Raw genomic sequence first — 23919 nt, forward strand, 5'->3', positions numbered from 1 at the left:
TATATGAAAAGACTTACAATGACGTTACGATAGATACGAACGGAAATTTAAGATAGCAAACCGTATGGTTAAGGAGGGTAAGAACATGAGTAGTGAAGAAAAATTTGATGCCATCGTGGTTGGCGGCGGTTTAGCTGGTTCTGCTGCAGCCTTGACAATGGCCAGAGCTGGTTTGGATGTTATGATGGTGGAGCGCGGTAAGTTCTGCGGTTCCAAAAACTCCAGCGGCGGCCGTCTCTATGGACACAGCTTGGAAAAATTGATTCCGAATTTCGCAGCAGAAGCTCCGATTGAACGTAAGATTACGCAGGAACGCTTGTCGCTCATGACTGAAGGCGGTGCACTGAGCTTCCAGTATGGTTCGGATAAACTGGAAAACCTCAAATATCCGTCCTATTCGGTACTGCGTTCCAAATTCGATAAATGGTTGGCTGATAAAGCTGAAGAAGCCGGCGTTATGCTGACGGAAGGCTTCCTCGTCGATGAACTCGTCGTCGAAGACGGCAAAGTCGTCGGCGTCATGACAGGCGGCGAAGAATTTGACGCTGATGTCGTCATCCTGGCCGATGGCGTCAACTCCCTGCTGGCACAGCAAATCGGCATGAAACAGGAACTGGAACAGAAAGACGTTGCTGTCGGCGTCAAAGAAGTCATCGAACTCGGTGAAGACGTCATCAACGAACGTTTCGGCCTGACCGGCAATGACGGCGCAGCCTGGATGATGGCTGGCGACCCGACGGGCGGCAACCTCGGCGGCGGCTTCATTTACACCAACAAAGACAGCCTGTCCCTGGGCATCGTTACGACCATCAGCGATATCGGCCGCGTCGATGTCAGCGTACCGGATATGGTTGAACGCATGAAAGCTCATCCGGCAATCGCTCCTTTCCTCAAAGGCGGGAAACTGAAAGAATATTCGGCTCACCTCGTCACCGAAGGCGGCCTCAAGATGATGCCGGAACTCGTCCGCGACGGCGTTCTCGTCGCTGGCGATGCGGCTGCGATGGTCGTTAACCTGGGCTACACTGTCCGCGGCATGGACCTGGCTATCGAATCGGGCCGTCTGGCTGGCGAAGCCGTCATCAAAGCGAAGAACCGCAACGACTTCTCGGCTGAAAGCCTCTCGATTTACAAGACCTTGTTAGAAGAAAGCTTCATCATGAAGCTCATGAAACAGTATCAGAACCTGCCGGGCCTCTTGGAAGATCACATTATCTTCAACGATTTCCCGAAGATGGCCGACGAATTTGCCGGCATGGTCTACAAAGTAGACGGCGGCGCACCGGTCGCTCTGCCTATGATTGCTCTGACAGTTTTGGCAAACAACGGCGGCTTGGCTAATCTCTTCGATTTAGGTAAGAAAGCTTGGGAGGCGATGTAAGATGGCAAAGATGAGTGTAGACGATAAACTGGGTTTCGATAAGTTCGTGACCGATGAACACGAATCCCATATCTTGATCAACGAAGATTATCATGACGAAGCAGAAATCAAACGCTTAGTCATGGCATGTCCGGCCAACCTGTATCACTATGATGACGGCAAACTGGTCTTCAGTCACGAAGGCTGCCTCGAATGTGGTACGTGCCGTGTCATTTCCGGCGGCAAAGGCGTAAAGAGCTGGAAACATCCGAAAGGCGCTATGGGCGTAGAATTCCATCAGGGCTGATCGCAGAGGGAAAGTAAAAAGGAGCTGTCGCATCGCGACAGCTCCTTTTTGAGTAGGAAGTTGAAAGTTTGATGTGGATGTTTTTAAATTTAAAGCCATCGCCTCTAGCCACGAACCACGAGCCCTTCCCGGCATGTACACGGATGACGCATATATGGTATAATAAAAAGTATGCAATAGCCATTAAACATCCGATAAGGGGGTTACTATATGAGTGTACAGATTACTTTTTTGAATCACAGCGGCTTTGCCGTCGAAACCGATTCCAAAGTGCTGGTCTTTGATTATTACAAGGATCCATCGGGAACGGTCAAAGCTTATAGCCAAGTCGGCAGGAAGCCATTGTGGTTCTTTGTCAGCCATTGGCATGAAGATCATTTCAATCGCAGCATCGGCCAGTTTGGCGGCGCCCAGTACATCGTCAATGAAGATGTGCATCTGAAGGAGATTCCTGCCGACAAGTTCCATGCCATGAAGCTGTATGACACGCTGGAATTGGGCGATACGACAGTGACTCAGTACGGGTCGACCGATGAAGGTGGGTCTTTCCTGGTGGAAACGGACGGCTTGAAGATTTTCCATGCCGGCGACTTGAACTGGTGGCACTGGCTCGGCGATACGGATGAAAACAATGCCGAAGCCAAGGGAAACTTCGACCGCGAAATGAAGCACCTTGCCGGGCAGACTTTCGACATCGTCTTTTTCCCTGTCGACGCCCGCCTGGAAGGCGCCCGTGAATGGGGCGTCACGGGTTTCCTCAAAGACGTTTCCGTCACAAAATGCCTCATTCCCATGCATTATTTCGGGACGCCCTGGACACCGTCATCTGCCTTCAAACAGGCCTATCCCGACGTACCCTTGTGGATTCCCCAGCATGATGGCGACGATGTCATCATCGATGGGCAGTAAGGAGGAGTTATGGCGAGTAATATAAATGGGGGCAGACGCAGCCAGATTGCCAATTATATCCTGATTACGGCGGCAGTCATCCTGCTTCTGGCCTACCCCTTCCAAGACTTTTTTGTCGGCGGGCTGCTGACCCATCTGGCCGGGGCAGCCCTCATCGGCGGCCTGGCAGACTGGTATGCCGTAACGGCCTTGTTCCGCCGTCCGCTGGGCATCTCCTTTAAGACGGCCCTCATCCCGAACAGTAAGGAACGCATTGCTGAAATGGCCCGGCATATGATCGAATATGAAATCCTGACCGTTTCCAATATGTACAATGTCCTCAAGCATCATCCCATCCTGGGAGCGACGCTGGACTATCTCCATACGGAAAAAGGGTTCCAGTCGGCAGAACGCGTCTTCGGTCAGATACTCAATACGTTCTTGTATACGATCGACATGAAGACCGTCGTCAAGGCCTTTGCCGGCATCGGCGGCCAGGCTATCGAGAAAGTCGACTTGGCGCCGATCATGAGCAAGGCTATCAAAATCGGCCTGCGCGGCGAATCGGGGAAGGATTTCCTCGATTTCATGATCCTCAACCTGGAAGAACTCGTGCGCAGCGAAACGATGAAGCGCTATGTCGGTGAAATCTACGAAGCATCCCTGCGCCAGTACGCCAAACACAATATCCTCCTCGGCTGGGCCATCAAAGCGGCCTTGAAGATGGAAGTCTTCCAGCCGGACCACGTCGCCGGCCTCTTGCAGGATAAATGCCTGGGCCTTTTGGCAGAAGCCAAGGAAGAAAATTCCCTCCAGCGCCAGCAGGCGTTGCGCTATTTATGGAAACAGACGGATAAAATCGAATTTAACGAAGAATGGCGCCAGCGCATCGACAGCTATAAGAACCGTATGTACAACAGCCTGGTCACGCGGCCTGACACCAAGGAAGCCTGGCAGCGCTACGTCCAGGACCCGGACCGTCAGAAGCGGGTCTGCAAGGTGGCTGCCAATTACGTCATCAACAAGCTGGAATCGTGGCGTGAAAGCCCGGATCAGGTAGAACAGATGAACCGTCAGGCCCTGGCCTTTGCAGCCCGTGAATTGAAACGCCTCCAGGTCTGGTTCGGCAAGACGGCAGAACAGGAAATCCTGAAATACGATGGCAATTATTTAGCGGAACAGCTGGAAAACAGTGTCTGGTATGACCTGCAGATGATCCGCGTCAACGGTTCGCTCGTCGGGGCCATCCTGGGCGCCGTCATTTACCTGGTCATGTACGCCGTGAAGGGAGGGGCTATCTTATGACATACAGACAGCGTGCCAATACGATTTTAGGCCTGTCCTTCGTCTGCTTCATCGCCATTTTCCTCTGGTGGTATACGCATGATGTCTCGGTTTGGGAAGAATTGCTGTTCTTCGTCATCCAATCGGCCCTCATCGGCAGTATCGCCGACTGGTTCGCCGTTACGGCACTCTTTGAAAAACCACTGGGTTTCCCGTATCATACGGAACTGCTCTATCGTCACCGCGATGAAATCATCGACAGCATGACGAAAATCATTTCGGAAAAACTGCTCCAGCCCAATATGTGGCAGGATAAGCTCTATCAGATTTCTTTCATCGACAAGCTCGTCGGCTGGTTGCGCGGCCCGAACGGCCGGGAAAAGTTCCGCAGTGTCCTCTATGAAGTGGCGCAGCGGGCTTACCGCTATGCCCAGAAGGGCGGCACACAGGCGTCCATTGCCTCGCATATCCGCAAGTACTTGAAACAGCAGCCTCTGGTCAGCTTTTTCCAGGACCGCCTCATTTCCCTCCTGGAAGATCCGAACAGCCACATGTTCAACGATGCCATCGGTCTCGTGCGGGAACTGGTCAACAGTGACGACTTCGACAGCCTTTTGGAAAAGCTCATCATCCAGTGGCGTGAAGAATCACAACATTCGTCCATGTCCAGCCTCACCCTGACCAAGGTCCTGGGCATCGTCGACACCCACAAAATTGCCCGCGATATCAAGCTGGGCATCGTCGAATGGCTCGACCAGTGGGAACAGGCTGAAGGGGAACAGCGCGAATGGCTGTGCCGCAAGTTGGAACTCTTCCTCTACTCCATGAACGGTCAGCTGGTCTTTGGCGTCCAGAACTGGCAGGACCAGTTCGTCGACTCCCTGCCTATCGAGCAGTGGCTGACGGCGACGCAAAATTCGGCCAAGGATTATTTCACCAAAGGCGACAAGGGCAAGGAAGAGCTGAAGGACTTGCTGGAAGAACAGTTCATCCATTACCTGGAATACTGCCGGTCCTACCCGGAAATCAAGGATTGGCTCGATGAACAGATACGCCGTGCCTGTAACGTCATCCTGGAACATGAACATTCCCTCATCGCCGTCGCCGTCCGCGACGTCCTGTCCAGTTTCGACAAGAAACGGTTCAATCAGTTCCTGGAAAGCAAGGTCGGTGAAGACCTGGCCTGGATCCGTATCAACGGTGCCATCGTCGGGGCTTCCATCGGGATCTGCGTCTTCGGCTTTTTGAAATTATATCAGTTCACGATCGTGCCGCTCCTGCGGGGCATCGTGCTGTAGTGTGGGGAAGGGATTGTCGCACGAAGGCTTTTGCCGTCATGCACAATCCCTTTTTTCACGTGGTTTGCCGTGGTTCGTGATTTGTTTGCCGTGAAGGTTTAAATTTTTTAATAATCTGCTGTATGAAAATATCATTTTTCTTGCAGCTGTGAGAATTTTCGGCAAACGAACCACGCCAAACGAACCACAAAAGGGGCTCGCACGTGGCGAGCCCGTTCACGCCAATCGGTGATAACGGGATTCATGCATATGCTGGCGGACGCCATTACGCGTCAAAAATGCGCTGTTTCGTGACATATCGGACGGCTTGAGGCAAATGTGATGATATAATAAACTTGTAGAACACTCGTTTATTGAAAGGAGGCGTCATGATGGTACGAATTGCGATTTGTGATGATTTACGGGAACAATTGGAACTTATCCGGAAGGCAGTTCAGCTGTATTTCCAGGATAAACGAGAACCGATAGAGGTTTTTACTTATGAGAACGCCATGGATTTCGTCGATGCTTTTGAAAAAAAGGGGAATTTCGACATTGTTCTGCTGGATATCTGTATGCCCGGTTTGTTGGGGACGGATATTGCTGCAGAGATGCGGAAGCAAAAGAGCCGCGCAGAAATCGTCTTTTTATCGACGAGCGAAGAATTTGCTGTCGAAGCCTTTGCCGTCCGGGCTGCCCACTACCTGGTCAAGCCCTTTACACAGGAGGCCTTTGCGCAAGCCATGGACCGGGTCATGGACAGCCTCCGCCAGCGCCACAGCGGCAAGATGGTGTTCCGCCTCGTCGGCGGCGGCATTCAAGTGGAAGAAATCAATGCCATCCTCTATATCGAAAGCGAAGGCCATATCCAGAAAGTCTATACGGCGGACCATTCCGTCCTGGAAACGCGGCAGCCCTTGGCCGCTATCCTGGATATGCTGGAATCCATGGCACCGGGCCAGTTCGTATCGCCCGGGAAAGGCTACGTCGTCAATCAGTCGGCGATTCGCCTCATCAAGAGCGAATATATCGAGATCCAGGGGCATAAGATTCCCTTAGCCAAGCGGAAATACCGCCAGTTCCAAGAATCGTATCTTAAATTTATCTTCGGGCAGGATGCCTGAGAAAGAAGTGTATCATGGAGTATAATCAGGTAACGCCGGAAGTCGTAGCGGCTTTGCAGCAGATTGCCGGTGAGAAATATGTCTGGACCGAAAGGGATAAACGGATTCCCTACGGTCAGGATGAAGGGACGGGCCAGCCTTGTCTGCCCGATGTCGTCGTCTTGCCGGCGACGACAGAAGAACTGGCGGCCGTAGTCCGCCTGGCCAATGACGTTGTCATCCCCCTCATTCCCAGGGGGACCGGGACGGGCCTGGAAGGCGGTGCCGTTGCCGATAGCCGCGGCGGCATCATGGTCAGTACGGAACGGATGGACCGCATCTTGGAAATCAATGAAGACGCCATGTATATGACTGTCGAAGCCGGTGTCATTACGGCTGTCATCCAGGAAGAAGCCCGCAAGCGGGGAATGCTCTATGCCGGCGACCCTTGCAGCGGCGACTGCTGCTGTATCGGCGGCAACGGGGCGACCAATGCCGGCGGCAACCGGGCCGTCAAATACGGGACGACGCGGGATCAAATCTATGCCATCGAAGTCGTCACGCCGACAGGGAAAATCGCCCATCTCGGCAAGCGCTTGCACAAGATGACTGCCGGTTATCCTTTGGAAAAAATCGTCATCGGTTCCGAAGGGACGCTGGGCATCATCACCAAGCTGACGCTGAAACTCGTGCCTTTGCCGCCGTGCACGGCCAATCTCCTGGCTGTCTTCCCGGCGCCTGCAAAGGCCCTTTCCCTGGTCACGGCCCTGCCGAAAGCCGGTATCACGCCGACGTGCCTGGAATTTATGGATTATGACGTCATCGCCGTCGTCCAGGACTGGCTCAAGGAAAAGCAGCCCTGTCCAGAGGGCGGCGCCTATATGATTATCCAGCTCGATGGCAAGAACGAAGATACCCTCGATGAAGACTGCGTCACGGCTGATGAACTCTGCCGCAGCCTCGGTGCCGTGGAAGTCTTCATGGCCGATGCCGACAAGGTCTGGAAGGCGAGAAAGGCCTTTACGGAAGCGTCGGCAGCGGAATGCCCGGTAGCGGCCATGGAAGATTTCGTCGTGCCGCCGGATAAGCTGGAAGACCTTCTGCAGTCGCTGAAAGCTATCGGCGCGCAGACGGGCGTCGTCTTCCGTGGCGTCAGCCACGCCGGCGACGGCAATATCCACCTCGACGTCCTGCGCCGGGGCTTTGCCGACGAAGCCGATGAAAAGGCAAAAATCACAGCTTTCGAAGACCAGGCCTGCGCGGCTGTCTACGAAATGGGCGGCGCCATCTCCGGTGAACACGGCATCGGCCAGTCCCGCAAAGCCCTCTTCGCCAAATACACAGACCCCGTGGCCCTGGAATTGATGAAGGCCCTGAAAAAAGCTTGGGATCCTAAATGTATCTTGAATCCTGGGAAATTGTTATAAAAATGAAAAAGCCCAACATAAATGCATGTTGGACTTTTTTGTAACGATAGTGTTATAATCAACGTAAGGCGTTGCTGAACGGCAGGCGGTCGTTAAAAAATAACCGCCCCAGCTCTCCAAACTTTGGCGGTTATTCCGTGAAATGAGGAAGCGACCGTTTGTCAGCACGCCTTTTTTATTTTTGACTTAATTATACTTGTAATTTTGTTTTTCGTCAAATAACTTCTTGCAGGAGGGAAATCAAATGGAATATATTTGTAATGACTGTCCGCGCCAGTGCGGCGTCGTGCGGGCAGAAGTGCGGCAGGAAGGACAGGTACTGCCCGGTTTTTGCCACAGTCCGCTCCAGCCTGTTGTGGCCCGGGCGGCCCTGCATGAGTGGGAAGAGCCGTGCATCAGCGGTTCCCGCGGTTCGGGAGCCGTCTTTTTTACAGGCTGCAATCTGCGCTGCTGTTTTTGCCAGAATACGACGATTTCCATGGGCGGTACGGGCGTGCCGATTACGGCGGCGCGCCTGCGGGATATCTACGGCGAGCTCATCGAAAAGGGCGCCCATAACATCAACCTCGTTACGCCGACGCCGTACAAGAAGGCCATCCTCGAAAGTCTGGCAGAGCCCCTGCCCGTGCCTGTTGTCTATAACTGCGGCGGCTATGAAACGACGGCGACCATCGACGCTTTCAAGGGCAAGGTCCAGATTTATCTGCCCGATTTGAAATACCTCGATCCGGCCCTGGCTAAGCGCTACAGTGCGGCTGAAGATTATCCCCAGGTCGCAACAGAAGCTATCCTGCACATGTACGACCAGGTCGGCCCGTATGAAATGGACGACGACGGCATCCTCCAGAAGGGCGTCGTCATCCGTCACCTCATTTTGCCGGGCTGCCTGGACAATACAAAAGCTGTCATCGACTGGGTGCGGGACCATTTCGCTGACGGCCAGGTCTTGTTCAGTTTGATGCGCCAGTACGTGCCCTGTGGTCGGGCTGGGGACTATCCGGAAATCAATCGGCGCCTGACGGACGAAGAGTACGATGAGGCGGAACAGTACCTTTTCGACAGCGGCATCGAAGATGGATTCGTCCAGGAAAAGGACAGCGCCAGCGAGGCTTTCATCCCCGCCTTCGACGGGACGGGGGTGTAGGCGTTTCGTAGTTCGTTTGGCGTTCGTCGAAATTTCGCGCAAATACAGGATGAGGCTATTCACGAGATTCGCGCGGGCGCCCCACACGGTCGCCCCTACAAAAATCAAACCTTCACGACAAACGACATGATAAAATGGATTGCCCGATGGCAGAGAAATTTTTCATGCTGCGCCGCCCCAGGGCACGCGGATGTAGGTTGAGAACCAGCCGTCTTCGTAGGTGCAGAGGACGCTGGCGTCGTAGGTCTGACGGAAGTGGTCGAGGGATTTCATGCCGATGCCGTGGCCTTTCGCTTTGGTTACGGGCAGGCCCTGGTCGTCGAGGATGACTTGCCGTCGTAGCGGTTCTTGACGAGGACGCTGAGGATGTCGCCCTGGTAAAGGGTGAGCAGGGAAATGGCCTGCTGGCCTTTCGGCTGTTTTTCACTGGCGTGAATGGCATTTTCGATGAGGTTCGAAAGGACGATGGACATGTCCAAGCTGAGGCCGGCTCTTTCCTGAGGCACGACGATGTGGGCCGTGACGGGAATCTTCAGCTCCTCGGCTCTGGTAAGATACGTTGCCAGGGCGGCATTGACCAGCGTGTTCTGGCAGTACTGGCGGCGTTTCGTCTTATTGAGCGCGGTACCGATGTCTTCAATCAGGTGCAGCGCTTTTTGGCGTTCATGGGAAGCGATGAGGACCCGCAGCTCTTCCAGGAGACCATTGCGCTTTTTATAGATTTCTTTCATTTCTTCCTGCGACTGGAGGAGAGAACGCGTATAGGCACGGCTGGTCTGAATCTGGGCGGTCATCGTGTTGCTGCGTTCGTAGTTTTTGATGAGGATGTCTGCCTGGCGGAAGCCGGCGCGGATGCTGAAGGCGAGGAGAATCAGGGCCAGCATCAGGAAGGTACGGGGCAGGAGCATTTTGTCCATCATCAGGATGTCCGACGTCGCCATGGTGAGGTACATGTCGAGAATCAGGAAAAGGGGCAGGAGAGAAACGTATTTCCAATATTTATGCGTACTGATCTCATAGTATTTGACGAAGATTTCATTAAAATAGCGGCGCAGCCAGGGGATGGCCGCCGTGAAGCAGAGGGTATAGAAAAAGAACTGTGCCGGATAGATGATACGTGAGAGGACAGGGCGGCTTTCATCCTGGAAAAAGGCCAGCAAGAGGAGGGCCAGTACGGTATGGATGAAAATCGTCAGCGTCGCGCGCACGGAAAAGACGTAGAGATGACGGAAGAGAAAGGGCCGGATGACGGCGACGGCCCAGATGAAGTGGGGAATCCAGATGACGGTGAAGAGCTTTTTATAAAAGCTGTAGCTGTGGCTCCACGGGCCGAAGGGAATCATATAGAGCAAAAAGAAAAGCTCTGCGAGTAAAATAACGGCATAGCCACCCAGGACGAGGCGCTTTTTCCGTTCTGTCAGCAGCGGTTCGAAGGCATAGTACTGCAGCATGGCCGGCGGCATAATCGACAAGGTAATGATAATGACCGTCATAATATCATAAAGCATGGGCGTCGGGCACCTCCTCTCAGTCAGAATAAGGAATGGTCAAGTACAGGCTGACCATGTGTTCTTTCAGGTCGTAGCGGAAGGATGCGTCGTAAGCTGTAGAAAAAGCATTGAGGGCCGGGACAATCTGGCCATACGGCTCGTACCGCAGGAAGTCGGTATCCTCGGCAGCATCGTCTTCGGCAATCCAGTGTTTGACGATGATAATCAGGCTGTCGTGCGTTCGGTGGCTGCCCATAAAGAAAATGCGGTGATTTTCGGGCTGCTTTTCCAGGGCCTGTTCTAAAATCTGGATGGCTTTGGCCATGAGGCTGCCCAAATCGATTTCAAAAGGCAGGCTTTGCGGTAAGGGCAGGCTGACCGTGACGTCAAAGCCTGCGCGGCGCATCCGTTCCAGTCCCGGCGAGACGGCAGTATTGATGAATTTATTCTTCGTCCACTTCTGCAGCTGTGTTTCCTGGAGCTCCGTATGCAGCGTATCGAGGAAGGTCAGGGCTGCCTCGTCGTCGCCCTGCTGGATCAGTTCCGAAAGGAGGCGCAGCTGATGGCGGCTGTCGTGGCGGAAGATGGACATGCGCTTCTGCATTTCCTGTAAAAGGCCCGTGTAGTCGCTGAGGGCTTCCATCTGGGCGCCCAGAAGATGCGATTTCTGTTGGGTATGGACCTGATGGGACATCTGGCGCGTGCCGGTATACATGATGACGGCCATGAAGATACCCGAAAGGGCCTGGAAGACACGGGAAATCATGTTGTCTTCCGGCAGGGGGCCCGGGCGCAGGGCGAGGACGGCGGAATAGGTGCTGATCAAAATCGGTATCCAGGCGGCGTATTTCCAGAAGGCCAGCATCGAGAAAGTCCGATATTTAAAGAAGAGGTCCCGGAAGAACTTCAGCAGCAGCGGTGCCGAAATCACGTAGACGAGGGAATAGGCGAATAAATAGAGGACGCAGTAGTCCAGGAATTCGCCTTTCGTGATGAAAACCATGGTCACGCTCATACATGTCGTGTGGAGAAAGGAAATATACAGGCCCTCCATGCCGGCAACAAAGAGATTCTGGTAGAAATAAGGCTGAGAAATGATAAAAGTCGCCAAAAGAAGCGGCGGCCAGTAGGTAAGCAGCATCTTCTTGAAAGAGAGCCACTCCATTTTGAACATGCCGATATGAAAGAAATAGAGATAAAGAATCGTTTCGAGTATCAAAATAATAGCGAAGGACCAGGCCGTATAGCGGCGTTCCTGCTTTGACAGGGCCGGGCTCAAAGCCAGATAAAGCACAATCGTAGGCGGTACAAAGGATATCATTCCAGCGAGTACCATTGCCGCAGCGAAATCCATAGACAGACACCTCTTGGAGTTATAATGATATACGATAATTATACCATATAGGCATCAAGATAGGTGATAGTATTCACAAAAAAAGCTGCCGCAGATGCGGCAGCCTCTTTTTTCACATCGCCTTGACGGGGACGAGTCCTCGTGAGAGGGAAATGGTCCCGGTCCGGGCGATTTCTAATATTTCATAAGGAGTCAAGACCTTGATGAGGGCATTGACGTGGTCTTCACGCCCTGTGACGCGGAGGATGAGTGAATTCAAGTTTACGTCGACGACTTTGGCGTGGAACAGATTGGCCAGGCTCGCCAGTTCGTCGCGGACCTGCGGCGTGTCGTAGCGGACCTTGATCATGGCCAGTTCGTAGCTGATGAAAGGCGCTTCATCGAGGTTGATGATCTTGATGACGTCGATGAGCTTGGCCAGCTGGCTGATGGTCTGCTTCAATTCTTTGTCGTCTTCGATGCTGATGACGATGTTGAAGCGTGACACATCCGGTTCTTCCGTATAACCGACGGTCAACGATTCGATGTTGATGGCCTTACGGCTGATCAGGCCGGCAATATGTGTCAATACGCCCGGTTTGTTGTCGGACAAAATAGCCAGATGCTGTTTTCTCATCAGGCGTCACCTCCTAAAATCATGTCACTCAGTGCTTTGCCGCTAGGAACGGTCGGGTAGACCCGTTCGTCCTTAGAGATGCGGATATCGATCAAGGCCGGCCCCTGGTGGGCGAAAGCCTCGGTCAGGATGGGGATTAACTCATCCTGTTTTTCAATGTGGTACCCTTTGACCCCCATCGATTCGGCGAGCATAGGCAAATCCTTTTTCTTATTGAGCCGGCATTGGGAATAATGCTGGTCGTAGAAGAAGTCCTGGAGCTGGACGATCATGCCCAGCGTATCGTTGTGCAAGACGATGACCTTGACGTCGATGTCGTACTGGGATAACGTCGCAAATTCCTGGCAATTCATGAGGATGCTGCCGTCACCGGAAAAGAGGACAACTGTTTTGTCAGGACAGGCGACTTTAGCTCCTGCCGCAGCTGGCAGGCCGAAGCCCATCGTGCCCAGTCCGCCAGAAGTGATGAAGTGCTTCGGCTCGTCTGTCGTGAAGAATTGGGCGGCCCACATCTGATGCTGGCCGACGTCGGTAATGGCTACGGTGTCGTCATCGCGGGTAATGGCCCGGACGGCGGCGAAAATTGACTGGGGTGAAATGCAGCCTGGACGCGGCGGCGTCGCGAAGGGGTGGTCTTTCTTCAGGGTCAGGACGTGCTGACGCCATTCAGAGAAGGCCGTTTCGTAATCGAAGGAGCCTTCTTTCAATTTCTGAGCGAAAATAGGCAGGGACCAGCGGAGGTCGCCTTTGACGCCTAAGTCGATGTCGATGATCTTGTCGATTTCGACATCATCGATTTCAAAATGGATGATCTGGGCATTGGGGGCGAACGTATCGGCCCGGCTGGTCAGGCGTTCGTCAAAGCGGGCGCCTAAAGCGATGAGCAGGTCGCAGCCGGAAATGGCTTTGTTCGATGCGTAAGCGCCGTGCATACCGCCCATCCCCAAGTGGAGCGGATGGGAGTCTGGCAGGGCTCCTTTGCCCATGAGGGTCGTGACGACGGGAATCTTTGTCGTATCGACGATGTCTTCGAGATACTTCGTCGTTTCCGACAAGATGACGCCGCCGCCGACGAGGAAGACCGGTTTCTGGCTGTTGCGGATTATGGCGACGGCCCGGTCTATGTCATAGGTCTGCCCTTTGCTTTCTACTCTGTATCCGGGCAGGTGGACCGTGTCGGGATACTCGAAGTCGATTTCTGCTTCCAGGGCATCCTTGGCGATGTCGATGAGGACAGGTCCGGGACGGCCTGTCGACGCAATGTAAAAGGCTTCTTTCAGGACACGCGGGATAGAAGCGGCATTCTTTACCAGGTAATTGTGCTTGGTAATGGGCGACGTAATGCCGGAAATATCCGCTTCCTGGAAGGAGTCGCGGCCGATGAGGCCCGTTGGGACCTGGCCGCTGATGATGACCATGGGGATAGAATCCATATTGGCTGTGGCAATGCCTGTAACCATGTTGCAGATCCCAGGCCCGGAGGTGGCGATGCAGACGCCGGGTCGGCCGGTAACGCGGGCGTAACCGTCGGCAGCGTGGACCGCACCTTGTTCATGACCGGTAAGGATGTGCCGGAAGTTGTCTTTATACATTTCTTCGTATAGCGGCAGGATAGCCCCTCCGGGATAGCCGAAGACGACGTCGACGCCTTCCCGCTTCAAACATTCCAACACAGCCCTTGCACCTGTCATTCTCATCATCATTCACCTCTAGCCTTACTCATACTTGCAGAAAAGTTAATTACTATCAATTATATTCTTGAGTTTGATGCTTGAAGTTTGATGTTGAAACTTACTTCAAACTCCAAACATCAAACTTCAAACTATGTCTTAGTCGTTCTGGTCGTTGTTGTGGAGCCACGGCATCATGTCGCGGAGTTTAGCGCCGACTTTTTCAATCGGATGTTCAGCGTGCTGACGGCGCATAGCGAGGAAGTGAGCGCGGCCGCCGGCTTTGTTTTCCAGGAGCCAATCTTTAGCGAAAGCACCGGTCTGGATGTCGGTCAAGACGTCTTTCATGGCTTTCTTGGAATCCTGTGTGATGACGCGCGGACCAGCGGTGTAGTCGCCGTATTCAGCCGTGTCGCTGATGGATTTGCGCATCTTGGCCATGCCGCCTTCATACATGAGGTCGACGATCAATTTCATTTCATGGAAGGTTTCAAAGTAAGCGATTTCCGGCTGATAACCAGCTTCGCAGAGGGTTTCGAAACCGTTGGTGATCAACTGGCAGATGCCGCCGCAGAGGACTGCCTGTTCACCGAAGAGGTCTGTTTCCGTTTCTTCCTGGAAGGTCGTCTGGATGACGCCGGCACGCGTGCCGCCGATGCCGCGGGCGTAAGCCAAAGCGATATCGAAAGCTTTGCCCGTAGCGTCCTGTTCGACAGCGAATACGTCAGGAACACCGCCGCCTTCTGTGAAAGTACGGCGAACGAGGTGGCCCGGGCCTTTCGGAGCGACCATGAAGACGTCGACTGTGGAAGGAGGAACGATCTGTTTGAAGTGAACGTTGAAGCCGTGAGCAAAAGCAAGAGCGCTGCCGTCTTTCAAGTTCGGAGCGATTTCTTTTGCATAGACGTCAGCCTGTTTTTCGTCCGGAATCAAGATCATCGTGATATCTGCGTCTTTTACAGCTTCAGGAACGGATTTAACTTCAAGGCCGGCTTCTTTGGCTTTAGCGATGGATTTGCTGCCTTCATACAAGCCGACGACGACGTCGATGCCGCTGTCTTTGAGGTTCAACGCATGGGCATGGCCCTGGCTGCCATAACCGATGATTGCGACTTTTTTGCCTTTCATTACATCCCAGTTTACATCCTGATCATAAAATACTTTTGCCATGATAACATATCTCCTTTGGAATAAAATAAAAATTTTATCGTTGGGATTTAGAGATTTGTCAAAAGAGGCCAACAAAAAAACTCCGCCCCTTCTGTAAGGGACGGAGTATAATTCCGCGATACCACCCTGATTCCCGGTGCATTACTGCAGCCGGACTCTCTACAACGTACCAACATACGCGTTTCTGGTAACGGTGAAATGCCGTCGGCGCCTAATAAAGTTCAGCGTCGATCTTCGGAGAGGAGCTTCATCTGTATCACCGTACTGGCTCGCACCGGCCGCCAGCTCTCTGGAAAGCAATGGTCCAGACTACTTTCTCTCGTCATTAGATTTACAAATATTTCGCTTCACGGCTTGTTCCTTGAAGCTTGAACACATTGTACGCAATTTGGAGACCGATGTCAAGACATATTGCAATAAAATTTTAAAAATAAAACAGGTTAAACGTTAAATGATTAGGTAAGACGTTTTAGCAGTTAGGGATTAGCAGTCAGCAGTCAGCCCCTAACCCCTAGCCCCTAGCCACGAACAACGAACAACCTAAAAAGGGGTTGTCGCACGAAGGCTTCTGCCATCATGCAGGGGCCCTTTTTCTTAAATGTTTGAGGTTTGATGTATGATGTTTGAGGCGATGGCTTTTAAATTTTGTCCCCTCCACATCAAACTTTCAACTTCAAACTTCAAACTCAAAAAGGGCTTGCCGCTGTGCGACAAGCCTTTTTTCTAATGATGATCTACTGTAAGTTCTTTGAAGCGTTTGGCGACCGGGTCGGTCTTGATGAGTTCTTCCAGGTGTTTCAGTTCTTCTGCTTCTACGGTTTCAGTTGTATCGTAGCTAGGCGGTACGGTCTTAGCCAGGTACAGGCATCTTCTGATAGAGGAGATGCTGACGATGATGACCAAGAGGGCCATGATGGCCGATACGATGAAGAGAAGCCATTCCTGCTTGGGCAGGTAGATGTTGAACATGTTGAGGTAATCAGCCCAGAAGATAACGACGGTCAGGAAAACCCAGGGGATAACCGTGACCCAGGCAAAGCGGGCTTTACCCATGGAGCAGATGACAACTGTCGAGATAGCCAGGGTGATGATGGCCAGCAGCTGGTTGGATACCCCGAAGATAGGCCAGATAGTGGACAAGTTCCCTTGGAGGACGATGTAACCCCATGCGCCGGAAATCAGAGCCGATGCGATGATAGCGCCAGGCAGCCAATGGGGATCGCCGAACTTCGGCCATACGCGGCCAATGAGTTCCTGGAGCATGTAACGGCCAACACGGGTACCCGCATCGATGATGGTCATGATGAACAGGGCTTCAAACATGATGCAGAAGTGATACCAGTAGTTCATGAGGTGGTCGAGGCCGGGGATGTTGGAGAAGATGAAGGCCATGCCGACAGCCAGGGAAACGGCACCGCCAGGACGATGGGCGACGTTTTCACCGACCATGGCATTCAGCTGGGGCAGGTCGACGACCTGGATGCCCAGGGCCTGGAAATGTTCAGCCGACGAGTTGATAGCGAAATAGTCGTTCGGTACGAGCGAGCAGGCTGCGATCAGAGCCATCATGCCGACGAAGGATTCCGTCAGCATAGCGCCGTAGCCAACAGGCAGGATGGAGCGTTCGTTCATGAGCATCTTCGGCGTCGTGCCGGTAGAAATCATGCAGTGGAAGCCGGAAACAGCACCGCAGGCGATGGTGATGAAGATATACGGCAGGACAGGGCCGGTGATGACCGGGCCGCCGCCAGCGCAGAACTGGGTGATAGCCGGCATCTGGACTGTCGGGCCGACGATGATGATGCCGATGGCCAGGGCGCCGATGGTACCAATCTTCATGTATGTCGAAAGATAATCACGGGGAGCCAGGAGCAGCCATACCGGAAGGGCGGCAGCTACGAAGCCGTAAATGATGAGGGCGATGGAAATGCCTTTGGCGCTGATCGTAAACAGCGGTGCCAGCGTCGGCGAAGCCTGGACGGCCGGGCCAAGGACGACGGCCAGCAAAGTCAGGGCGACACCGATGATGGTGCCTTCTTTAATGCGGCCAGGACGCAGGAACTGCATGTAGAGGCCGATGAAGATGGCGATAGGGATGGTCATGCCGATCGTAAATGTACCCCAAGGGCTGTCGTGCAGGGCGTTGACGATGACGACGGCCATGCCGGCCATGGCCAGGATGTTGAGGAACAAGACGGCAAAGGACGTTGCCAGACCAGTTTTGTCACCGATTTGGGCTTTTGCGATTTCAGCGATGGACTTGCCATCATAACGCATGGAGCAGAAGAGGATGACCATGTCGTGGACGGCACCGGCGAGGACCCCACCGATGAGAATCCATAAGGCGCCGGGCAGATAACCGAACTGAGCGGCAATGACCGGGCCTACGAGCGGGCCGGCACCGGCGATAGCGGCGAAGTGATGGCCGAAGACGACGTACTTATTGGTCGGCACGTAGTCGTGACCGTCTTCGAAGCGGAAGGCCGGTGTGACCTTGTACTGGTTGACCGTCAAGACTTTGGCGGCAATGAAAGCGCCATAGAAACGGTAGGCCAGTACGAATACTAATGCAGAGATGATAACTAAATACAAACCATTCATAAAACAATCCCTCCTTTATAAAATTGTGTGTAGGGTTACTCTACTTCCCACGGATCCGAAGCTATACTTATTCCTTATGGGTATAATATGAATTGTGTATCGCACGAGAAATAAAGTATACACTGTACTTATACATTTACTATAGGACAAAGGAAGGGAAAATTCAAGTTACTTATAGTAAAGATTACATAAATAGCATGAATAAAATTCATAATAAATATAATGAAACGTTATAAAATAGCTATTTTCCTTGCGTAAAGGGAATTTTGAATATATTATCAATGGGCAATAATGCACTTTATGCATTATTGAAAGTGGCTCGTGATTCGTGGTTCGTAGGGGCTCTCGCACGAACCGCTAGCCACTAGCCACTAGCCACTAAAAAAGGCTTGCCGCATACGCGACAAGCCTTTTTATACTCGCTCTTAGTGATGAGCAATCGTCAGTTCCTGGAAACGCTGAGCGGCTTTATCCGTTTTAACGAGTTCCTGGAGATGTTTAAGTTCTTCTGCTTCGACAGTTTCTGTCGTATCGTAGCTGGCCGGTACGGTCTTAGCCAGGTAGATGCATCTACGGATAGCACCGATAGCTACGATGATGACCAGGACAGCCATGATGATGGAGACTGTGAACATCGTCCATTCACCTTTCGGAAGGTAGATTTCAAAGATGTTCAGGAAGTCGGCCCAGAAAATCATGACGACCAGGAAAATCCAGGGAAGGCCAGTAACCCATAGGTAGCGGGCTTTGCCCATGGAGCAGATGACAACCGACGAAATGGAGAGGGCGATGATAGCCAACAGCTGGTTGGATACACCGAAAATCGGCCAAATCGTGGACAAGTTGCCGTTCAGTACGAGGTAACCCCATGCTGCGCAGATCAAAGCCGATGCGAGGATAGCACCGGGTTTCCAGTTCGGGTCGCCGAATTTCGGCCATACATGGCCGACGAGTTCCTGGAGCATGTAACGGCCGACACGGGTACCAGCATCGATGATGGTCATGATGAACAGGGCTTCAAACATGATGCAGAAGTGATACCAGTAGTTCATGAGGTGGTCGAGGCCAGGCAGGTTCGAGAAGATGTAAGCCATGCCGACAGCCAGGGAAACAGCACCGCCCGGACGATGAGCAACGTTTTCACCGACCATTTCGTTCAAATGCGGCAGGTCGACGACCTGGATGCCCAAGGCCTGGAAGTGTGCAGCCGACGAGTTGATAGCGAAGTAATCGTTCGGTACGAGGGCGCAGGCTGCAATTAAGGCCATCATAGCAACGAAAGATTCAGTAACCATAGCACCATAGCCGACAGGCAGGATGGAGCGTTCGTTCATGAGCATCTTCGGCGTCGTGCCGGTGGAAATCATGGAATGGAAACCAGAAATAGCACCGCAGGCAATGGTAACGAAGATGTACGGAAGGACTGCACCAGTGATAACCGGGCCGCCGCCAGCGCAGAACTGCGTCGTTGCCGGCATCTGGATCTGCGGGCCTACGACGAGGATGCCCAGAGCCAGGGCACCGATAGTACCGATTTTCATGTACGTAGAGAGGTAATCACGCGGAGCCAGGAGCAGCCATACCGGAAGGGCAGCTGCGATGAAACCGTAGATGATCAAGGCGATGCAAATGCCGTTGTGGCTGATCGTGAACAGCGGAGCCAGCGTCGGCGAAGCCTGGACGGCAGGACCAGCGACGACAGCCAGCAAGGTGAGGACGACGCCGATGATGGTGCCTTCCTTGATCTTGCCAGGACGCAGGAACTGCATGTAGAGGCCGATGAAGATAGCGATAGGAATGGTCATGCCGATGGTGAAAGTACCCCACGGGCTGTTAGCCAGGGCGTTGGCGATAACGACGGCCATACCAGCCATGCAGAGGATATTCAGGAAGAGGACGGCGAAGGAAGTAGCAACGCCTGTCTTCTGGCCAATCTGTGCTTTTGCGATTTCGGCGATGGATTTACCATCGTAACGCATGGAGCAGAAGAGGATGACCATGTCATGGACAGCACCGGCGAGGACACCACCGATGAGAATCCATAAGGCGCCGGGCAGATAACCGAACTGGGCGGCGATGACCGGGCCTACGAGCGGGCCCGCACCGGCGATAGCGGCGAAGTGATGGCCGAAGACGACGTACTTGTTGGTCGGTACGTAGTCGTGACCGTCTTCAAAGCGGAAGGCCGGTGTGACTTTGTACTGGTTCAGCGTCAAGACTTTGGCAGCGATGAACGCACCGTAAAAACGGTAAGCCAGTACGAACACTAAGGCTGAAATAATAACGAGATACAAACCGTTCATACAAAAAGAACCTCCTTTGAGAAATAGTATGCGTGCAACCCTTTCCGTATGAAACAAAATGATACCGATGTACAATGCTTGGAAATGGTATACACTACATTACGCTCCCTTATTATAGAGCACTTTCTCTGAATTGCAAGATGTACACCCAGCATAGTATACTGATTTACTATAACTCAAAATGCATTATTAAATTACGATTTGTTATAGTAAGCGTTTTCGTACTATATATAGAGATGAATGTTTAGTTTACATACTAAATGATGTATTTAATTACTAAAAGTCATATAAACAAATACCGACATAGCGATTTTTCATAGGCATTGCGAATCGAAAAGTTAAACCTTTTACCCTAGCCACGGACAGTGGACAATGCTATAATAACCATAGCATTTGAACTCATCTTTTTCCATTATCACAGGAGGTTTTTATCATGTCTCAATCTGACTATACTCTGGTTCTGCCAGCTTTTACCATTGGCGTCCATGCTTATGATGCCATCGGCAAGATTACCCGGCATTTTGGTAAGAAAGTCGTCATCATCGGCGGCAAGACGGCCCTGGAAAAAGCCAAACAGCCGCTCCTCGATGCCATTGCAAAGACGGATCTGCAAGTCCTCGGCGTGCTCTGGTATGGCGACGATGCTACCTATGAACACGTCGACCGCCTGCTCCGTGAACAGGCCGTCCAGGATGCAGACCTCATCTTTGGCGTCGGCGGCGGCCGTGCTATCGATACGTGTAAAGTCGTAGCCGACCGGGCCGATAAGGCTTTATTTGCCTTCCCGACATTGGCTTCCAACTGTGCGCCGTCGACAGCCCTGGCAGTCATGTACAAGGCCGATAAATCCTTTGCTGGCTACTATTATCTCGATCAGCCGCCGGTCCATACCTTCATCAATATGGCCATCATTGCCGATTCGCCGTTTAAATTCTTCTGGGCTGGTATTGGCGACGCCATGAGTAAGGAATGTGAATCGGAATTGGCCAGCCGTGCAGCTGAACATTTCCACACGGTCCTCCTCGGCCGGGCTATCGGCAAGGCTTGCACGGCACCGCTCTTGCAGTATGGCGAACAGGCTTTGGACGATTTCAAGGCCAATAAAATCACCTATGCCCTGCAGCAGGTCGTCCTGGACATTATCATCAGTACGGGCCTCGTCTCTAACTGCACGACCGGTGGTAGTGAGTACTACTACAATTCGTCCCTGGCCCACATGTTCTACAATGCTTCGACAGTCCTGCCGCAAGTCGTCGAAGGTCATCTCCATGGCGAAATCGTCGCCTTTGGCGTCCTGGTCCTGCTGACATACGACAAGCAGTTCGAACTGCGCGACCAAGTAGCGGCTCTCTATAAGAAGTGCCAGTATCCGACGACCCTGGCTGACCTCGACATCAAAGCCGACGAAGTCGACTCCATCGTCGATGCTGCACCGGCCCTGACCGAATGGACCTGCGTCCCTGAACCGATGACCAAAGAGGTCTTCAAAAAGGCCATCATGGATGCAGACGAATTTGGCCGTTCGTTATAATACTTTATATGCTGGACATTTTCGTGTATAATGAATTTTATATAAGATATAGTTTGTAGAATAGAGCTTGTAGTTTGCAGTAAAAGAACTAAAAACTATAAACTACAAACTCGAAAAGGAGCTGTCTTATTGCGACAGCTCCTTTTCAACTCTTTTACGGAGGGGATTATGGATCAAGTATTAGAACAAATCATCAGTGCCATCGAACCGATGGATTTGGCGAAGACGGCAGAGTGCTACCAGCGCCTGGCCAGCTTGACGATTCGTCAGGACAGCAAGTTGTCCTACCTGGCCGGCCGTATCGCCGGCGTCCAAGGGACGCTGCATCCGGAAAAATTGCAGAAAGCCGTCGTCGTCTTTGCTGCCGACCATGCTGTCGATGGCGGGGAAAACAAGACTAACGGCAAGAACAGCAAGGCCGATGCCCTGGAAATCGCTACGGGCCGGGGACCCATCAATAAGGTGGCTCACCGCATCGGCGCCGGCGTCATGCTCCTCGACATGGGACTGGAAGAAGACATTCCCGAATCCCAAGGCGTCCAGGACCTCAAAGTCATGCACGGGAGCCATTTTTGGGCCCGCCAGGATGCCATGAGCGAAGATGAAATGATGGATGCCCTTTTCAGCGGCCTCCAGATCGGCCAGAATCTGGCCGATGAAGGCTATACGGCTGTAGGCTTGGGGAACCTCGGCGAACGGGGCTTGCTGACGGCTTTCATTTTGACGGCTGTCTTTTTCCGGGATCAGCTGGAAGAATTGCCGGAACACATGAAGTCTGGTCAGAAATTAGAGAAATTAAAGCAAATCATCGACCAGCGCCACTTCGATGCGTCCGATCCGCTGGACCTCCTGCGCCGCGCCGGGGCTCCGGACATCGCTGCCATGGTCGGCTTCATCCTTTCGGCGGCCCAACGTAAGCTGCTCGTCATCTTCGACAATGCTGTTACGGGTTCGGCCGTCCTCATCGCCCGCGCCTTATGCCCGACAATCGATGATTATGTCTGTGCTTCGGCCCGTTATCTGGAACCGGTCCATCAGATGCAGATGAAAAAGCTGGGCCTCAAGCCTTTTGTCGAAATGGACCAGAACCTCGACCAGGGCATGGGTTCGGCCATGGGACTGACCATGCTCGACGCATCGGTCCAGATGATGAATGAAAATTTAAAGTGAGGAGTGATTTCCATGAAAACTTTATATCTTGATTGTTTTTCCGGCATCAGCGGCAACATGTTCATCGGTATGCTCATCCAGGCCGGCGTACCCTTTGAAGCCTTTAAACAGGCCATGGCTTCGCTGAATCTGACGGGTTATGATCTCGTATGCCGCAGCGTCAATAAGCTGGGAATCCAATCTATCTATTATAATGTTCTCCTCGAATCAGAAGGTCATGGCCACGAACATCACCATCATCATGACCATGACGGCCATGAACACGCCCATCATGAACACCCTGAGCATCATGATGAAGGGCAGGGCCACCTCGTCGATACGACAGGCCATCATCACCACCATCAGCACCGGGGCCTGCCGGAAATCACGAAGATCATCGAAAGCGCCCCTATCGATGAAGATATCAAGGCCAAGAGCCTGGCCGTCTTCCAGGCCCTGGCTGAAGCCGAAGCCAAGGTACACGGCGTGCCGGTCGACCAGATCCATTTCCATGAAGTCGGCGCTATCGACTGCATCCTGGACATCGTCGGTACGGTGTGGTGCTTGAAGTATTTGGGCATCGAACAGGTTGCCGCATCGCCTATCCATGCGGGAAGCGGCTTTGTCCGCTGCGCGCACGGTATCATGCCCGTACCGGCACCGGCAACGGCGGAACTCCTGGCCGGGATTCCCTGGTACGCTACGGACATCAAAGGAGAACTGGTCACGCCGACCGGCGCGGCCTTAGTGAAAGTCCTGGCCCATGCCGGCGTCCGCCCGAAAGATTTCGTTTATGATACCGTAGCTTACGGGGCTGGTACGAAAGACCTGACCATCCCCAACGTAGTCCGCGGCTTCATCGGACAGGCGGAAGATATTTCGTAGTTCGTTCGTCGTTTATCGTTTATCGTTCGCCGTTCATCATAGGGGCCATCCCAAAGGGCGGCCCGCCTGATTCCGCTGCCATGGCGGGACGCCCTCTAGGCGTCCCCTACAGAAAAAATGCTGACCGCATATGCGGCCAGCATTTTTTTCTTGACAAATCTCTGACGTCATGGTATTATAATCAAGTACTGTGACGGGCGCAAGGCCCGCCGGAATACAGCGTTGACATATCAATCCCGATGTGATATACTTAACAAGTCGTCATGCGGAAGTAGCTCAGTGGTAGAGCATCACCTTGCCAAGGTGGGGGTCGCGAGTTCGAGTCTCGTTTTCCGCTCCATTTCCTTCGGGAAGCTATTG

The 23919-nt window shown here is 52.8% G+C and carries 19 protein-coding genes, 1 tRNA gene and 1 other annotated feature; of the genes, 12 read left to right on the plus strand and 8 right to left on the minus strand.

Going from position 1 to position 23919, the window contains the following annotated elements:
- The first annotated feature begins 85 nt into the window (after nucleotides 1–85).
- The 8 genes from NOS26_RS04725 (at nucleotide 86) to NOS26_RS04760 (ending at nucleotide 8790) form a co-directional block, all read left to right on the plus strand.
- Nucleotides 86–1381 (plus strand): FAD-dependent oxidoreductase, encoded by a 1296-nt coding sequence (locus NOS26_RS04725; RefSeq protein ID WP_014015614.1) that lies wholly within the window; start codon nucleotides 86–88, stop codon nucleotides 1379–1381.
- 1 nt (nucleotide 1382) lies between these two features.
- A complete protein-coding gene (locus NOS26_RS04730; RefSeq protein ID WP_014015615.1) occupies nucleotides 1383–1667 on the plus strand; it encodes a 4Fe-4S dicluster domain-containing protein in 285 nt (94 codons plus the stop codon).
- 210 nt (nucleotides 1668–1877) lie between these two features.
- The gene (locus NOS26_RS04735; protein WP_072983106.1) at nucleotides 1878–2576 is read left to right on the plus strand and encodes an MBL fold metallo-hydrolase; all 699 of its coding nucleotides are present in this window, start codon (nucleotides 1878–1880) and stop codon (nucleotides 2574–2576) included.
- A 9-nt stretch (nucleotides 2577–2585) separates the two neighbouring features.
- Nucleotides 2586–3860, plus strand: a complete 1275-nt coding sequence (locus NOS26_RS04740; protein WP_014015617.1) for a DUF445 domain-containing protein — start codon at nucleotides 2586–2588, stop codon at nucleotides 3858–3860.
- Nucleotides 3857–5137, plus strand: coding sequence for a DUF445 domain-containing protein (locus tag NOS26_RS04745; protein WP_036203002.1), 1281 nt, complete (start codon nucleotides 3857–3859; stop codon nucleotides 5135–5137). Before NOS26_RS04740 ends, NOS26_RS04745 begins: the two co-directional genes overlap by 4 nt.
- Nucleotides 5138–5505: 368 nt before the next feature.
- On the plus strand, nucleotides 5506–6240 hold the full coding sequence (locus tag NOS26_RS04750; protein ID WP_230579070.1) for a LytTR family DNA-binding domain-containing protein: 735 nt from the start codon (nucleotides 5506–5508) through the stop codon (nucleotides 6238–6240).
- A gap of 14 nt (nucleotides 6241–6254) precedes the next feature.
- Complete coding sequence (locus tag NOS26_RS04755) at nucleotides 6255–7646, plus strand: FAD-binding oxidoreductase (RefSeq protein WP_072983104.1); 1392 nt, start codon at nucleotides 6255–6257, stop codon at nucleotides 7644–7646.
- A gap of 244 nt (nucleotides 7647–7890) precedes the next feature.
- Nucleotides 7891–8790 carry a radical SAM protein gene (locus tag NOS26_RS04760; protein WP_072983101.1) on the plus strand — a complete coding sequence of 300 codons (900 nt, stop codon included), beginning with the start codon at nucleotides 7891–7893 and terminating at the stop codon, nucleotides 8788–8790.
- A 162-nt stretch (nucleotides 8791–8952) separates the two neighbouring features.
- Here NOS26_RS04760 and NOS26_RS04765 read toward each other — a convergent pair whose 3' ends face one another.
- The 8 genes from NOS26_RS04765 to NOS26_RS04800 form a co-directional block, all read right to left on the minus strand.
- Nucleotides 8953–9063 (minus strand): hypothetical protein, encoded by a 111-nt coding sequence (locus tag NOS26_RS04765; protein ID WP_143073065.1) that lies wholly within the window; start codon nucleotides 9061–9063, stop codon nucleotides 8953–8955.
- Nucleotides 9064–9089: 26 nt separating this feature from the next.
- Nucleotides 9090–10298, minus strand: coding sequence for a GHKL domain-containing protein (locus NOS26_RS04770; RefSeq protein ID WP_072983099.1), 1209 nt, complete (start codon nucleotides 10296–10298; stop codon nucleotides 9090–9092).
- 19 nt (nucleotides 10299–10317) lie between these two features.
- Nucleotides 10318–11634, minus strand: coding sequence for a hypothetical protein (locus NOS26_RS04775; RefSeq protein WP_072983096.1), 1317 nt, complete (start codon nucleotides 11632–11634; stop codon nucleotides 10318–10320).
- A gap of 112 nt (nucleotides 11635–11746) precedes the next feature.
- Nucleotides 11747–12250 carry an acetolactate synthase small subunit gene (gene ilvN, locus NOS26_RS04780; protein ID WP_022497076.1) on the minus strand — a complete coding sequence of 168 codons (504 nt, stop codon included), beginning with the start codon at nucleotides 12248–12250 and terminating at the stop codon, nucleotides 11747–11749.
- A complete protein-coding gene (ilvB, locus tag NOS26_RS04785) occupies nucleotides 12250–13947 on the minus strand; it encodes a biosynthetic-type acetolactate synthase large subunit (RefSeq protein ID WP_074787341.1) in 1698 nt (565 codons plus the stop codon). The genes ilvN and ilvB overlap by 1 nt, the downstream gene beginning before the upstream one ends.
- Nucleotides 13948–14079: 132 nt before the next feature.
- Nucleotides 14080–15090, minus strand: coding sequence for a ketol-acid reductoisomerase (gene ilvC / locus NOS26_RS04790; protein WP_072983091.1), 1011 nt, complete (start codon nucleotides 15088–15090; stop codon nucleotides 14080–14082).
- Nucleotides 15091–15183: 93 nt separating this feature from the next.
- Nucleotides 15184–15425 (minus strand) — a binding site (T-box leader).
- 388 nt (nucleotides 15426–15813) lie between these two features.
- Nucleotides 15814–17691 (minus strand): carbon starvation protein A, encoded by a 1878-nt coding sequence (locus NOS26_RS04795; RefSeq protein WP_022497078.1) that lies wholly within the window; start codon nucleotides 17689–17691, stop codon nucleotides 15814–15816.
- A gap of 425 nt (nucleotides 17692–18116) precedes the next feature.
- On the minus strand, nucleotides 18117–19994 hold the full coding sequence (locus NOS26_RS04800; RefSeq protein WP_072983089.1) for a carbon starvation protein A: 1878 nt from the start codon (nucleotides 19992–19994) through the stop codon (nucleotides 18117–18119).
- Between the two features lie 433 nt (nucleotides 19995–20427).
- On the opposite strand from NOS26_RS04800, the gene NOS26_RS04805 reads away from it, so the two are divergent.
- The 4 genes from NOS26_RS04805 (at nucleotide 20428) to NOS26_RS04820 (ending at nucleotide 23899) form a co-directional block, all read left to right on the plus strand.
- A complete protein-coding gene (locus NOS26_RS04805) occupies nucleotides 20428–21525 on the plus strand; it encodes an iron-containing alcohol dehydrogenase family protein (protein WP_027895381.1) in 1098 nt (365 codons plus the stop codon).
- A gap of 168 nt (nucleotides 21526–21693) precedes the next feature.
- Nucleotides 21694–22695 carry a nicotinate-nucleotide--dimethylbenzimidazole phosphoribosyltransferase gene (locus NOS26_RS04810; RefSeq protein ID WP_014015632.1) on the plus strand — a complete coding sequence of 334 codons (1002 nt, stop codon included), beginning with the start codon at nucleotides 21694–21696 and terminating at the stop codon, nucleotides 22693–22695.
- Between the two features lie 12 nt (nucleotides 22696–22707).
- Nucleotides 22708–23559 (plus strand): LarC family nickel insertion protein, encoded by an 852-nt coding sequence (locus tag NOS26_RS04815; protein WP_014015633.1) that lies wholly within the window; start codon nucleotides 22708–22710, stop codon nucleotides 23557–23559.
- Nucleotides 23560–23824: 265 nt separating this feature from the next.
- Nucleotides 23825–23899, plus strand: a tRNA-Gly gene (locus NOS26_RS04820).
- The last annotated feature ends 20 nt before the right edge of the window (nucleotides 23900–23919 follow it).

It is taken from the genome of Megasphaera sp. SC8-1 (genome assembly GCF_024436295.1).
GTDB lineage: Bacteria > Bacillota > Negativicutes > Veillonellales > Megasphaeraceae > Megasphaera > Megasphaera elsdenii.

Coding starts and splice junctions, on each gene's coding strand:
- NOS26_RS04725 (WP_014015614.1), top strand. CDS start 86: ATGAGTAGTGAAGAAAAATTTGATGCCATCGTGGTTGGCGGCGGTTTA.
- NOS26_RS04730 (WP_014015615.1), top strand. CDS start 1,383: ATGGCAAAGATGAGTGTAGACGATAAACTGGGTTTCGATAAGTTCGTG.
- NOS26_RS04735 (WP_072983106.1), top strand. CDS start 1,878: ATGAGTGTACAGATTACTTTTTTGAATCACAGCGGCTTTGCCGTCGAA.
- NOS26_RS04740 (WP_014015617.1), top strand. CDS start 2,586: ATGGCGAGTAATATAAATGGGGGCAGACGCAGCCAGATTGCCAATTAT.
- NOS26_RS04745 (WP_036203002.1), top strand. CDS start 3,857: ATGACATACAGACAGCGTGCCAATACGATTTTAGGCCTGTCCTTCGTC.
- NOS26_RS04750 (WP_230579070.1), top strand. CDS start 5,506: ATGATGGTACGAATTGCGATTTGTGATGATTTACGGGAACAATTGGAA.
- NOS26_RS04755 (WP_072983104.1), top strand. CDS start 6,255: ATGGAGTATAATCAGGTAACGCCGGAAGTCGTAGCGGCTTTGCAGCAG.
- NOS26_RS04760 (WP_072983101.1), top strand. CDS start 7,891: ATGGAATATATTTGTAATGACTGTCCGCGCCAGTGCGGCGTCGTGCGG.
- NOS26_RS04765 (WP_143073065.1), bottom strand. CDS start 9,063: ATGAAATCCCTCGACCACTTCCGTCAGACCTACGACGCCAGCGTCCTC.
- NOS26_RS04770 (WP_072983099.1), bottom strand. CDS start 10,298: ATGCTTTATGATATTATGACGGTCATTATCATTACCTTGTCGATTATG.
- NOS26_RS04775 (WP_072983096.1), bottom strand. CDS start 11,634: ATGGATTTCGCTGCGGCAATGGTACTCGCTGGAATGATATCCTTTGTA.
- ilvN (WP_022497076.1), bottom strand. CDS start 12,250: ATGAGAAAACAGCATCTGGCTATTTTGTCCGACAACAAACCGGGCGTA.
- ilvB (WP_074787341.1), bottom strand. CDS start 13,947: ATGAGAATGACAGGTGCAAGGGCTGTGTTGGAATGTTTGAAGCGGGAA.
- ilvC (WP_072983091.1), bottom strand. CDS start 15,090: ATGGCAAAAGTATTTTATGATCAGGATGTAAACTGGGATGTAATGAAA.
- NOS26_RS04795 (WP_022497078.1), bottom strand. CDS start 17,691: ATGAATGGTTTGTATTTAGTTATCATCTCTGCATTAGTATTCGTACTG.
- NOS26_RS04800 (WP_072983089.1), bottom strand. CDS start 19,994: ATGAACGGTTTGTATCTCGTTATTATTTCAGCCTTAGTGTTCGTACTG.
- NOS26_RS04805 (WP_027895381.1), top strand. CDS start 20,428: ATGTCTCAATCTGACTATACTCTGGTTCTGCCAGCTTTTACCATTGGC.
- NOS26_RS04810 (WP_014015632.1), top strand. CDS start 21,694: ATGGATCAAGTATTAGAACAAATCATCAGTGCCATCGAACCGATGGAT.
- NOS26_RS04815 (WP_014015633.1), top strand. CDS start 22,708: ATGAAAACTTTATATCTTGATTGTTTTTCCGGCATCAGCGGCAACATG.